The following is a 12,684-nucleotide window of genomic DNA, read 5'->3' on the forward strand; positions in this document are numbered from 1 at the left end:
CGCGCTCAGGCCGGAATCACCATCGGGTCGCCAAACGCGGCCGCGAGGTTGCAGAAATCGATCGCTTGCCGCACGGCAGCGCTGTGACCGCTGAGGGCCAGTTGTTTGCCGCTGGCGCGGGCTTCGCGTTTCAGCAGGATCAACAACTGCAGGCCGGCGGTGTCGATGTCGCCGACCGCGGACAGGTCGATCTCGAGGTTCTCGGTTTCGCCGAGGGCATGCAGCAGCGCGTCCTTGTGTTCGCTGGCGCGATAGATCGTCATGTCCGTATCGAGCATGATTCGTGAAGGCCGGCCGGGCATCGGTGTCGCTGTTTCGGTAGTCATGGCGCTTCCGTCAGAAGAGTTCCACATTGCCAGCCGAGGCGCTCGCGACAGCTGCCGGCGCGTTCCCGCCCCGCATCGCGGCGTCGTGCGTGTGGCGCTGCTGGTTCATCACGTAGCTGTCGAAGATCTCCGCGAGCTGCGTCGATAGCGGCACCACAGAGTCCTCGCTTGACGCATCCTCGCCACGCTCGAGCACGTCCGCGAGCGCTTCGGTGTGCGCGTCCAGACGTTGCAGTGCCTTGATCACATGCTCGATCTGCTGCCGCGTTACGTCCTGGAACTGGACGCTGGCCATCGCGTGGACGAACATTTCGGACAGGCGGCTGCTGCTCGCGGTAATGGTGCCGAGGGTGCTCCGCTCCCGTTCGTTCAGGTGCGCATACGACTCGCCCAGCGAACTGAGTTGCTCGGCAAAGCGGTGCAGGCTGTCCTGTTCCTCGCCGATGTGGCTGTTGGCGGCCTTGTCGCGGTACTGGCCTTCGATCGATGCCGCGACCGAGATGATGCCGTCGTTGATCTTCCTGACCGCCGCCTCGGTTTCCTGCGAGAGCTTGCGCACCTCGTCCGCCACCACCGCAAAGCCGCGTCCCGATTCGCCCGCCCGCGCTGCCTCGATGGCGGCGTTCAAGGCGAGCAGATTGGTTTGCCCGGCGATGTGCTTGATCAGCTCCACCAGCGATTGCAGCGAGCGGGTCTCGCGCACCGCGGCCGCGGCGCGTTCCTCGTCCAGTCGCGCTTCCTCGATTCGGCTCTGAATGAACGCTTCGAGACGCGCGATCAGATCACGGTTCTCGTCGATCTGGTGTGCGGACTGTTCGGACATCGATTCCGACTCGGCGGCCTCGTTGGCTACGAAACGGTTGAGTTCGGAAACCACCTCGTCGATGGTCTGCAGGCGCATCGTCAGCTCGCAAGCAGCCGTCTCCGTCTGTTCGGTGACGCTGACCAGATGCCGTGACAGCACCTGCGTGTAGGTCGGAATTTCGCGCAGCTCCGGCACCGCAATGCGCCTGCATGCCCTGCTGGACGGGCAATGGAGGTTCTCGTCCTTCAGGTCTGGTTCCAAGCCGAAGCAGGTGTCCTGGTAAAGACCGGACGACAGTGCGCGCTGCATCGCAGTGAAGATGACGACGACAACGGCGACAGCCGCGGTGTCGAGAGTCCGGTCGGAGATGCCGAGGGCCTCGTGGTACCAGTCATGCATGAGGAAATGCAGCAGGGCGATCGTCACCACGGACGCGATCCCGGCGACCAGCGACCGCTTGCGATAGACCCGGTAACGTTCGCCGAGAGGGCTGTGCGCACTCATGGCCGGCTCCTTCTTACTTGATCACGAGCTTGATCGTGTTGAGCAGTTCGTCGGCGGTCGCCGGCTTCACGATCCAGCCGGAAGCCCCTGCTGCCTTGGCTTCCATCTTGCGGCTCTGCTGTGATTCGGTGGTGAGGAACAGGATCGGCATGAATTTGTACGCGGGCAGCTTGCGCACCTCGCGGATCAGTTCGATGCCGTTCATCCCGGGCATGTTGAGGTCAGTGATGAGCAGGTCGGCACGCACCGAGGCGCCGAATTTCTTCAATGCCTCCTCCGCGCTGGCCGCCTTTTCGACTGCAAAACCCGCCTTTGTCAGGATGCCCGAGATGCTCAGCAGGATCGTTGCCGAGTCGTCAACAAGAAAGACTGTCTTGGACATATTTGCGCTTCCCATTTCCCTGCGCCGCATATGCGATTGGGCTCGCTGCGACGTGCAATTGGCATCAGCTGGACTTACGGGGTTAACCGTATTCCGACGGGTTGCCTATGCCAATCGGGACTTCCCGTTGAGTTCGGTACAAGTACGCATCGGACTCGCCGGTGTATGCAGGACGGAAGCGTAGGTTCAGCGGGCGGCGGGACGGGCAAGCACGATCGCAACGAGCTCGGCGACCGAATGTGCCCCCGACTTCTGCATGATATTGGCACGATGCGTTTCCACCGTGCGCTCGCTGATTCCGAGGTCGATGGCGATCGCCTTGTTGCGATGACCGGCAACGATGCCGTTCAGTATTTCGCGTTCGCGCGGGGTCAGCGTGTCCATCCAGGCAATGCCATGAGGACGCTCGGCCGGGTGCTGGCTGCTGTGGCGCAGCGCGTCCTGCGCGCGCTCGATCAGATGCTGGATGTTGAAGGGCTTCTCGATGAAGTCGAAGGCACCGAACCGCATTGCGCTGACGGCGGTCGGTACGTCGGCATTTCCCGTGACGAAGATCACCGGTACATGGGGGTGGCGTGTGCGAAGCACGTCGTGCACCTCGGTGCCACCCATGTGCGGCATGCGCAGATCGAGCAGCACGCAGGAGGGGGGGCTCGGGTGCCAATCGCGGAGAAAGGCCTCGCCCGTCGCATAAGCGAAAACCTGCATGCCAACGCTTCTGAACACCTCCTCGAGGAAGCGCCGTACCTGATCGTCATCGTCGACGATGTATATGGAAGCGTGGGGTATATTTGCGGGCATGCATTTGACTGATTTGTAAAAGAATATTTTACCCGGTCTAAGTAGAAATCCGTAGATCCGGTGGCTTTTCCGTATGGATTATTAGTAGCGAGGCCTTAAGCTCCAGTCATGCGGACATCGGCCCGGACGTCGCCGTTAAGGATCGAGACGAATGATTGAAGTGCTGCAGGCATTGGGCGACGGCAATCCTGCGATCAGCCTAGCGCCCCTGTTCGACGCGATGCTCGAAGGAGTCGTCGTGCGAGATGCGCATGGTCGGGTCGTCGGCTGCAATCGCATGGCCCGCCGCATCCTCGGGTTGCCGTCGGGCGATCTTCTCGCCGGAGGCTTGCTGGCTCCGATGCCCGACTATCTCCGGGAGGATGATTCCATCCTTCGGCTCGATGAGCACCCGGCCAACCTGACCTTGTCCAGTGGCGAAGCCTTGCACGGAGTCGTGCTCGGTGTCGTGCGTGCCGCTGGGGAGATCTGCTGGATCAACCTGAACAGCCAGCCTCTGCGTGACACCGACGGAGCGCTCGTGGGCGTTGTCGAGACATTTGCGGATATCACGCCGATGAAGAGCGCGCAGGCGGCATTGCGCGCAGCCGAGGCGCACAATCGCACGCTCGCTGCGGCGATCGCGCAGGCGGGCTGCGCTGTTGTCGTAACCGATCGCCACGGTCGCATCGAATATGTCAATCCGGCGTGCTGCAGGGCGTACGGGTATGCGGAGGAGGAGCTGCTCGGCGCAAAGCCGAGCATCTTCAAGTCCGGTGAAACATCTGCCGAGGTCTATGCCGAACTGTGGCAGACGATACTGGCGGGAAGGGTGTGGTGCGGCGAATTGTCGAACCGCAGCCGTGACGGCTGCCTCATCCGCGAGTCTGTTTCCGTTGCGCCGCTCCGTGACGAGGCGGGCGTCGTGCGTCATTTTGTTGCCGTCAAGGAAGACATTACCCAAATGCGCGCCGAAGAGCGGCGGCGCCACGAGTTGTTCGAACGTGTCGCACGGCTCGAGCGCATGGAACTCGTCGCTACCTTGTCGAGTGGAATTGCCCACGATTTCAACAACGTCCTGGTTGCGATCCTCGGCTATTCGGAGCTGGCCGACGCGCATCTGAAGGTCGATGGCCGCCTGCCCCGCGTCGAGGGCTATATCGACGAAATCCGCATCGCAGGCAATCGCGCGCGTGGGCTCATCCAGCAACTTCTGGATTTCAGTCGCAGCGGTACCGCACAGCCGAGACTGACGCAACTCGAGTCGGTCGGTCGCGAAGCGGTCGGCCTGCTGCGCGCGACATTGCCCGACTCCGTGGCGGTGATCGACGAGATCGAGCGCGACCTGCCCGCCCTGTCAGTGGATCCGGCGCACGTATACCAGATCATCATGAATCTCCTCGTCAATGCGCGCGATGCAGTCAATGGGCGCGGCACGATCCGTGTCGGCGCGCGCAGGGTGCTCGCTGCCGATTGCCCGGTCTGTGCGTCGTGTCGCCGCGAGTTCGACGGCGAATTCATCGTTCTGTCTGTCTCTGACAACGGTTGCGGCATTCCCCTGTCGAACCGATCGCGCCTGTTCGAACCCTTTTTCACGACGAAGGAGCCGGGGCGTGGTACCGGAATGGGCCTGCCCGTCGTACATGGCATGACGCATCTCTACGACGGGCATGTCCGGATCGAGTCGGAGCCCGGGGGCGGTACTCGCGTGGAGGTGCTGCTGCCCGTCGTCCTGACGCAGGTTCCCGGCATAGACAGTCCGACGGCCCTGGGCGCTTAGGCTTCCTCGCAGGGCGCACGGAGTGTGGTCGTGCGCACGCGACGCGTTCTGGCTCCGAGGGGGCGGTAGTCGCGCCGCGTAGCAGTCGGGTGCCCGCACCGAACTGACCTCGTGCGGTGACGTTGCCTTCGCGATGTCGACCGTTGCCCGGATCTCCGGTCGTCTCTTGATAGAGGCCTGCCAAGGAAGCGATTCGGCGTGTCAGGCGCGTTGGGGCGGTGTGGATTGTGTCGCTGAAATTCGAGTGGATGTGATCGTATGCGGAACGTATAATCGAATTTCCAGACCGATAATGCGCGCGATGGCCGACGAGTTGCGGTTCCTGCTACAGACGAGGGGGCAGGACGATCTGTCCCCCCTGTTTGATGTGATGCTCGAAGGTGTCGTCGTGCGCGACGGCGCCGGGCGAATCATCGCCTGCAACCGCACGGCGCAACAGATATACGGGCTTTCGGCCGGGGAGCTGGAAGGGCAGACTGCCGCGACACTCCCTGTCGCCTTTCTACACGAGGACGGCTCGCCGTGTCCGCCCGAGCGCCATCCGGCAATGGTCACGCTCCGTACCGGACAGCCCCAGCGCGGCGTTGTCATGGGCATTGCCCATTCCGGGCGCGAAGCGGTGTGGATCCAGGTTAACAGTCAGCCGATTGCCGATACGACGGGCCGGATCACGTCCGTGATCACCAGTTTCGCGGACATCACGCCCATCAAGCGTGCGGAGGATGCGCTACGGGCGAGCGAGGTGCGCAACCGGACCCTTGCCGAAGCGATCGCGCAGTCCGGCTGCTCGGTCCTTATTACGGATAAGGACGGGCGCATCGAATACGTGAATCCCGCCTGCTGCAAGGCCTACGGTTATACCGAGGACGAGCTGATCGGGGCGCGGCCGAGCATTTTCAAGTCCGGCGAAACGACGCACGAGGAGTACGCAAGCCTGTGGCGCACGATTCTCGCCGGAGAGACCTGGCGCGGCGAGATGTCGAATCGCAGCCGCGACGGTCGGTTGATCCGCGAGGCGGTATCCGTGTCGCCGGTGCGGGACGAGCGCGGCGAGGTCCGTCATTTCGTCGCGCTGAAGGAAGACATCACGCAGCTGCGCGAGGACGAACGCCGACGCCATGAGCTGTTCGAGCGCGTCGCGCGGCTCGAGCGCATGGAACTCGTTGCCACCCTGGCGGGCGGCATCGCGCACGATTTCAATAACGTCCTCGCTGCCATCCTCGGCTACTCGCAGCTCGCGGCCACGCAGCTCAAACAGGACGGCGGGCAGGCGCGCGTGCTGAAGTACGTCGAGGAGATCCGCTCGGCCGGCCAGCGTGCGCGGGAACTGATCCAGCAACTCCTGAGTTTCCGCCGCGGCGGCGCGGTGCAGCCGGGGAGTTCCGAACTTGCCGTGATCGGCCGTGAGGCGGTGGGCCTGCTGCGCGCGACCCTGCCGGATACGCTTGCGGTGGTTGCCGAAATCGACCCCGACCTGCCGCGGCTCTCCGTCGATCCGGCGCATCTCCATCAGATCATGATGAACCTGCTGATCAATGCGCGCGACGCGATCGCCGGCATCGGCACGATTCGCCTGACGGCCCGCCGCGCGTCCTTCGAGGGCACGCAGCGTTGCGACTCCTGTGGTCACGAGTTCAGGGGGAGTTATGTGGCGATCACGGTGACGGACGTAGGAGTAGGGATCGCGCCCGAGCACCGCGAGAAACTGTTCGAGCCGTTCTTCACGACCAAGGATGTCGGTCAGGGTACCGGCATGGGGTTGGCCGTCGTGCACACGATGACCCACCTGTACGACGGCCACGTCCGCGTTGAATCCGAGCCCGGCAAGGGCACCGCCGTGCAGGTCGTGCTGCCGGTGCGGCTGCTCCAGGAGGGGGCGACCGCGTAGTGCCGGACCTCAGTGCAGCACGCGCGGCATCGCCAGCACGAAGGCCGGAATCTCGGCGTCGAAGCGGTGTCCGTCCGCTGCGACCATCTGGTAGCTGCCCTGCATCGTGCCGACCGGCGTTTCGAGCACCGAGCCGCTCGAATAGCTGAACTGCTCGCCGGGGGCGAGCGCCGGCTGTTCGCCGATCACCCCCTGGCCGCGCACCTCCTGCACTTTTCCAGCGCCATCCGTGATGATCCAGTGGCGGCTGAGGAGTTGTGCCCCGACGGTGCCGACGTTGCTGATCGTGATGTGGTAGGCGAACACGTAGCGGTCTTCCTCCGGCGCAGACTGGCCCGGTACGTATTCCGCCGCCGCGGTAACCTTGATCCGGTATTTTTCCGATTCGCTCATTGACGGAGTCTCTCAGGTAGGCGCCATTGCCCGGGGCGCTCGGGATCGTCGAACACTCGAGGGCGGCGCAGGAGGTTAAAATAGCACTTTTGTCCGGAAACTCCGCCATGTCCGTATCACCCCTGACCGCTCTTTCCCCGCTCGACGGCCGTTACCATGAAAAGGTCGCGGGCCTGCGCGAGCATTTCTCCGAGCATGGTCTGATCCGTAATCGCGTGCGCGTCGAGATCGAATGGCTCAAGGCGCTGGCGGGCGAGCCCGGGCTGGCCGAGATCGCGCCGTTCTCGGCGACGACGGTGGCGGAGCTCGACGGCGTCGTCGCAACATTCTCCCCGGCCGACAGCGCCGCGGTAAAAGCCATCGAGGCGACCACCAACCATGACGTGAAGGCGATGGAATACTGGCTCAAGGAGCGCCTGGGCCACAACGCCGAAGTCACCAAGGTGTCGGAGTTCATCCACTTCGCCTGCACTTCCGAAGACATCAACAACACCTCGCACGCGCTGATGCTGCGCGAAGGCCGCGACGCGGTGCTGCTGCCCGCGCTCGACCAGGTGATCGCGCGCTTCCGCGCGCTCGCGCACCTGCACGCCGACCTGCCGATGCTCTCGCGCACGCATGGCCAGCCGGCAAGTCCGACGACGTTGGGCAAGGAGATGGCCAATATTGCGGCGCGCCTGCTCCGCACGCGCGCCGCGATCGCCGCGGTGTCGCTGACGGCGAAGTTCAACGGCGCGGTCGGCAACTACAACGCGCACCTGTCGGCCTGGCCGGAATTCGACTGGGAAGGCTTCAACCGCCGTTTCATCGAATCGCTGGGGCTGGAATTCAACCCCTACACGATCCAGATCGAGCCGCACGACGCGATGGCGGAGCTCTTCGATGCGATCGCGCGCACCAACACGATCCTGATCGACGCCTGCCGCGACATCTGGATGTACATCTCGTTCGGTTACTTCAAGCAGAAGCTGAAGGAGGGCGAGGTCGGCTCGTCGACGATGCCGCACAAGGTCAATCCGATCGACTTCGAGAACGCCGAGGGCAACCTCGGCATCGCCAACGGCGTGTTGCGCCACTTCACCGAAAAACTTCCGGTTTCGCGCATGCAGCGCGACCTCACCGACTCGACGGTGCTGCGCAACATGGGCGTGGGCTTCGGCCACACGGTGCTGGCGCTCGATTCCTGCCTGCGCGGGCTGAACAAGCTGGAAGCCGATCCGGCGCGTCTCGCGGCCGATCTCGACGGCGCCTGGGAGGTCCTCGCGGAACCGGTGCAGACGGTGATGCGCCGTTTCGGCATCGAGAACCCGTATGAGCAGTTGAAGGCGATGACGCGCGGCAAGGGCATCACGCGCGAGGCGCTGCAGGACTTCATCCGCACGCTGGCGATCCCGGAAGGCGACCGTCAGCGCCTGCTCGCCATGACGCCTGCGAGCTACGCGGGTAAGGCGGCGGAGCTCGCGAAGCGCATCTGAGCGTCGGCCGGCCGCGGCCGGCACGGTCCCTGACGACGAACCCCACCTGCGGGTGGCGTTTCCATTGCAATAACGGAAAGGAAGCCAGGAATGGCGTTTGCCGACAATCTCAAGCAGTTGCCCAAGGTGTCGCACCTTGCGGCGCTCAACCTCCTCGACGCCGAAGGCGCGGTCGTCGCGACGATCGAGAACAAGCCCGGTCAGGCCGGTTCGCTGGCGGTGTACAACCACCTCGCGCAGCTCTACGGTTCGATCAGTGCCGAGGCGGCGAAGAAGGGGCTGGAACTGTACGCGGAGCACACCGAGGACGCGCGCCTGAATCCGGGCAGGCATCCGAACATCGACCGGCTGATCGGAATCATCGAGCGCGGCGAGGTGCTGCGCGTGAAGCAGGTGTTTGCGGTCTGAGCGGACTCCGGCAGACAGCGGCAAGCTGGAGCGCCTTGGGCGTGCCCGCGCGCTTCAGGCGCCGCCCAGACCGAAGAAGTCGCGAATGCCCAGCATGCCGATCTGGAAGCCAATGGCGACCAGGATCAGGCCCATGAAGCGGGTGAAGATGCGTTCGACGCGCGGCGTGGCGAGGCGCTGGCGCACGAGCGCGAGGCGCAGCGTCGCCCACAGCACCGCCGCGGTCGCAACCGACGCGAGCAGTGCGACGACCGGGAGGTAGAGGCGGGATGGGTAGGCGACCGACAGCGTGATCGCGGTCGTGATCGCGCCCGGACCGGCAATCAGCGGCATCGCGAAGGGGACGACGATGCGGTCCTCGGCGTCCTCGGGCGAAGCCTCGTCGCGCTGGATGCCGCTGGGACTGCCGCGCAGCATGTCGAGGCCGACGAGGATGATGACGAGGCCGCCGGCGGTGCGGAAGGCATCGAGCGAGATGCCGAAGAGTTCGAGGATGTAGCGTCCGCCGATCGCTGCGCCGGCGAGGATCGCCAGCACGGCCATCGCGGCCTGGCCGGCAGCGCGGCGCCGCGCCGCGGCGGGCATGCCGGCGACGATGCCGAGGAACATCGGCGCGGCGATGATCGGGTTCGTGATCGCCAGAAGGCTGACGAAGGCCTGCAGGAACTCGTTCATCGCCGCGGTGGAACGGGGGTCAGACGACCGCCTCTTCCTTTTCCTTCTTCGGCTTCATGAACTGTTCGCGCGAAACGCCCAGCCACATCACGAGCGGGCTCGCGACCAGCACCGAGGAGTAGATGCCGAAGAGGATGCCGATGGTCAGCGCCATCGCGAAGTAGTGCAGGGTCTCGCCGCCGAAGAGCAGCATCGCCAGCACCATCATCTGCGTGCTGCCGTGGGTGATGACGGTACGCGAGATCGTCGACGTGATCGCGTGGTCGAGCACTTCCGGCGTCGTCATGCCGCGCTTCTTCTTGAAGGTCTCGCGCACGCGGTCGAACACGACGACCGACTCGTTGACCGAGTAGCCGAGCACCGCGAGCACCGCTGCCAGCACCGGCAGGGAGAATTCCCACTGGAAGAAGGCGAAGAAGCCCAGGATGATCACGACGTCGTGCAGGTTGGCGATGATCGCGGACACCGCGAAGCGCCACTCGAAGCGCATCGCGAGGTACACGACGATGCCGAAGATCACCAGCAGCAGCGCCATCGCGCCGTCCGAGGCGAGTTCCTTGCCGACCTGCGGGCCGACGAATTCGACGCGCCGCAGTTCCGGTGCGCCGCCCACGGACTGCAGCGTCGCCATCGTGCGCTCGGACACCTTGGTGGTGTCGAGATCGTCGCGGTTCGGCAGGCGGATCAGCACGTCGCGCGCGCTGCCGAAGTTCTGCACCTGGGCGTCCGGGTAGCCGCTGGTGGCGAGCGCTTTGCGGATCGGTTCCAGTTGCGGGGCCTCGGCGTAGGCGACCTCGACTAGCGTGCCGCCGGTGAATTCCACCGACAGGTGCAGGCCGCGCGTTGCGAGGAAGAACACCGCCAGCACGAACGTGATCAACGAGATGATGTTGAACGTCAGCGCATGGCGCATGAACGGGATGTCTTTCTTGATGCGGAAAAATTCCATGATTCAGCCCTGTATTCAGCCTTGTGCGTGCGCGGCGTTCAGTTGCCCGGCTTCCAGATCTGCCCGATCGACAGCGATTCGAGCTTGCGGCGGCGGCCGTAGATGAAGTTCACGAGCATGCGCGAGATCAGGATGGCACTGAACATCGAGGTCAGGATGCCCAGACAATGCACGACCGCGAAACCACGCACCGGCCCGGAACCGAACACCAGCAGGGCGATGCCGGCGATCAGCGTCGTGACGTTGGAGTCGAGAATCGTGTCGAAAGCGCGCTCGTAGCCGGCATGGATCGCGGCCTGCGGCGAGACGCCATTGCGCAGTTCCTCGCGGATGCGCTCGTTGATCAGCACGTTCGCGTCGATCGCCATGCCCAGCGTCAGCGCCATCGCCGCGATGCCGGGCAGCGTCAGCGTCGCCTGCAGCAGCGACAGCAAGGCGACGAGCAACAGCAGGTTGGCCGCGAGTGCGATCACCGAGACCAGGCCGAACAGCGCGTAATAGACGCTCATGAAGATCGCAATCGCGACGAAGCCCCACAGCGTCGAGTGGAAGCCCTTCTCGATGTTTTCGGCGCCGAGGCTCGGGCCGACGGTGCGTTCCTCGATGATGTCCATCGGAGCGGCGAGGCTGCCGGCGCGCAGCAGCAGTGCGACGTCGTTCGCTTCCTGGGTCGTCATGCGGCCGGAGATCTGCACGCGTCCGCCACCGATCTCGGTGCGGATCACCGGCGCGGTCACGACCTCGCCCTTGCCCTTCTCGATCAGCAGGATCGCCATGCGCTTGCCGACGTTCTCGCGCGTGACGTCGCGGAAGATGCGGCTGCCGGCGGCATCCAGCGTCAGATGCACCGCGGGTTCGTTGGTCTGGCCGTCGAAGCCCGGCTGCGCGTCGGTGAGACGGTCGCCGGTGAGCACGACCTGGTTGCGCACCAGGATGGGCGAGCCGCCGCGTTCGTTGTAGAGCTCCGTACCCAGCGGCACGCTGCCCGCAAGGGCGCCTTCGAGCGCACCCGGCGTCTCGTCGACGAGGCGGACCTCGAGCGTCGCGGTGCGGCCGAGGATGTCCTTGGCCTTGGCGACGTCCTGCACGCCGGGCAGCTGCACGACGATGCGGTCGAGGCCTTGCTGCTGGATCACCGGTTCGGCGACACCGAGCTCGTTGATACGGTTGTGCAGCGTGGTGATGTTCTGCTTGATCGCGAAGTCGCGGATGTTCTTCTGTGCGTTCTGGCTCAGCGTCGCGACGAGCTTCAGGTCGTCGGCTGCATCTTCGCGGTCGGTGAGCTGCAGGTCCGCGGTGCTGGCGGAGATTGCCTTGCGCGCCGCGTCGCGCTGTGCGGCGTCACGGAAGCGCAGCAGCACGTTGTTGCCTTCACGCGTGATGCCGGCGTGGCGCACGTTCTTGTCGCGCATCAGGGTGCGCAGGTCGGCCGCGGTCGCGTCGAGGCGCTTGGTGATCGCGCCGGGCATGTCCACCTGGAGCAGGAAATGGACTCCGCCGCGCAGGTCGAGGCCGAGGTACATCGGCAGCGCGTTGATCGCGGTGAGCCAGTTCGGCGAGGCGGACAGCAGGTTCAGCGCAACGACGTAGGACGGGTCGCGCGGGTCGGGGTTCAGGCGCTTCTCGATCGCGTCCTTCGCGCGCAGCTGCGCGTCGGTGCTGGGCACGCGCACGCGGATGCTGTTGGCGTCGATGAACAGCCCGGTGTACTCGATCCCGGCATCCCGCAGCGTCTGCTCGATCGTGCCGTTGAGGGAGGCGTCGAGCTTGAGCGTGGCTTTTCCGCTGGAGACCTGGACGGCGGGCACTTCGCCGTAGAAGTTGGGAAGGGTGTAGATCAGGCCGAGGAACAGGACCAGACCGATGAGGATGTTCTTCCAGAGCGGATAGCGGTTCATGACTTGGATGGACTGGAAAGAGGAGGCGACGGAAAGTCGCGGTTGCGCAGCGCCGGCTCGGCCGGCGCATGACGCGCGACCTTACAGGGTCTTCAGCGTGCCCTTCGGCAGCACGGTGGCGACGGCCTGGTTCTGCACGAGGATGTTGACGTTGTCCGCGATTTCGATGCGCAGGTAGCTGTCGCCGACCTGGGTCACGCGGCCGGCGATGCCGCCCTGAGTGACGACCTCGTCGCCCTTCGCGAGTGCGGAGACCATCGCCTTGTGTTCCTTCGCCCGCTTCATCTGCGGACGGATCATCAGGAACCACAGGACGATGAACATCAGGATCAGCGGCAGCATGCCCATCAGGCCGCCGGTGGGGTCGCCGCCGGCAGCAGCCTGGGCGTATGCGTTGGAAATGAACACGGGTGAGACTCCG

13 protein-coding genes are annotated in these 12,684 nt (G+C 64.7%); 4 read left to right on the top strand and 9 right to left on the bottom strand.

Going from position 1 to position 12,684, the window contains the following annotated elements:
• Positions 1-5: 5 nt before the first annotated feature.
• From GPA27_RS10785 to GPA27_RS10800, 4 genes are all read right to left on the bottom strand, one after another.
• Positions 6-326, bottom strand: coding sequence for an STAS domain-containing protein (locus tag GPA27_RS10785; RefSeq protein ID WP_246261034.1), 321 nt, complete (start codon positions 324-326; stop codon positions 6-8).
• Positions 327-336: 10 nt separating this feature from the next.
• Positions 337-1,635 (bottom strand): methyl-accepting chemotaxis protein, encoded by a 1,299-nt coding sequence (locus tag GPA27_RS29360; RefSeq protein ID WP_169140316.1) that lies wholly within the window; start codon positions 1,633-1,635, stop codon positions 337-339.
• A gap of 13 nt (positions 1,636-1,648) precedes the next feature.
• Positions 1,649-2,017: a response regulator gene (locus GPA27_RS10795; RefSeq protein ID WP_169140318.1), complete on the bottom strand. Its 369-nt coding sequence runs from the start codon at positions 2,015-2,017 to the stop codon at positions 1,649-1,651.
• Between the two features lie 186 nt (positions 2,018-2,203).
• Complete coding sequence (locus tag GPA27_RS10800; protein ID WP_169140320.1) at positions 2,204-2,818, bottom strand: response regulator transcription factor; 615 nt, start codon at positions 2,816-2,818, stop codon at positions 2,204-2,206.
• 151 nt (positions 2,819-2,969) lie between these two features.
• On the opposite strand from GPA27_RS10800, the gene GPA27_RS10805 reads away from it, so the two are divergent.
• Positions 2,970-4,577: a PAS domain-containing sensor histidine kinase gene (locus GPA27_RS10805; RefSeq protein WP_169140322.1), complete on the top strand. Its 1,608-nt coding sequence runs from the start codon at positions 2,970-2,972 to the stop codon at positions 4,575-4,577.
• Between the two features lie 292 nt (positions 4,578-4,869).
• On the top strand, positions 4,870-6,465 hold the full coding sequence (locus GPA27_RS10810) for a hybrid sensor histidine kinase/response regulator (protein ID WP_256222896.1): 1,596 nt from the start codon (positions 4,870-4,872) through the stop codon (positions 6,463-6,465).
• A gap of 9 nt (positions 6,466-6,474) precedes the next feature.
• On the opposite strand, the gene apaG is transcribed toward GPA27_RS10810, so the two are convergent.
• The gene (gene apaG / locus GPA27_RS10815; protein WP_169140326.1) at positions 6,475-6,858 is read right to left on the bottom strand and encodes a Co2+/Mg2+ efflux facilitator ApaG/CorD; all 384 of its coding nucleotides are present in this window, start codon (positions 6,856-6,858) and stop codon (positions 6,475-6,477) included.
• A 107-nt stretch (positions 6,859-6,965) separates the two neighbouring features.
• Here apaG and purB point away from each other — a divergent pair, with 107 nt between their 5' ends.
• On the top strand, positions 6,966-8,333 hold the full coding sequence (gene purB, locus GPA27_RS10820) for an adenylosuccinate lyase (protein ID WP_169140328.1): 1,368 nt from the start codon (positions 6,966-6,968) through the stop codon (positions 8,331-8,333).
• Between the two features lie 90 nt (positions 8,334-8,423).
• Positions 8,424-8,741, top strand: coding sequence for a DUF2322 family protein (locus GPA27_RS10825; RefSeq protein ID WP_169140330.1), 318 nt, complete (start codon positions 8,424-8,426; stop codon positions 8,739-8,741).
• A gap of 54 nt (positions 8,742-8,795) precedes the next feature.
• Here the strand turns inward: GPA27_RS10825 and GPA27_RS10830 are convergent, their stop codons facing one another.
• The 4 genes from GPA27_RS10830 to yajC all read right to left on the bottom strand — a co-directional run bounded on the left by GPA27_RS10830 (position 8,796) and on the right by yajC (position 12,671).
• Positions 8,796-9,416 (bottom strand): MarC family protein, encoded by a 621-nt coding sequence (locus GPA27_RS10830; protein ID WP_169140332.1) that lies wholly within the window; start codon positions 9,414-9,416, stop codon positions 8,796-8,798.
• A 19-nt stretch (positions 9,417-9,435) separates the two neighbouring features.
• A complete protein-coding gene (gene secF / locus GPA27_RS10835) occupies positions 9,436-10,365 on the bottom strand; it encodes a protein translocase subunit SecF (protein WP_169140334.1) in 930 nt (309 codons plus the stop codon).
• Positions 10,366-10,403: 38 nt separating this feature from the next.
• The gene (secD, locus tag GPA27_RS10840; protein WP_169140336.1) at positions 10,404-12,263 is read right to left on the bottom strand and encodes a protein translocase subunit SecD; all 1,860 of its coding nucleotides are present in this window, start codon (positions 12,261-12,263) and stop codon (positions 10,404-10,406) included.
• A gap of 81 nt (positions 12,264-12,344) precedes the next feature.
• Positions 12,345-12,671, bottom strand: coding sequence for a preprotein translocase subunit YajC (gene yajC / locus GPA27_RS10845; protein ID WP_169140338.1), 327 nt, complete (start codon positions 12,669-12,671; stop codon positions 12,345-12,347).
• Between the last annotated feature and the right edge of the window lie 13 nt (positions 12,672-12,684).

It is taken from the genome of Aromatoleum toluolicum (genome assembly GCF_012911005.2).
GTDB classification, from domain to species: domain Bacteria; phylum Pseudomonadota; class Gammaproteobacteria; order Burkholderiales; family Rhodocyclaceae; genus Aromatoleum; species Aromatoleum toluolicum.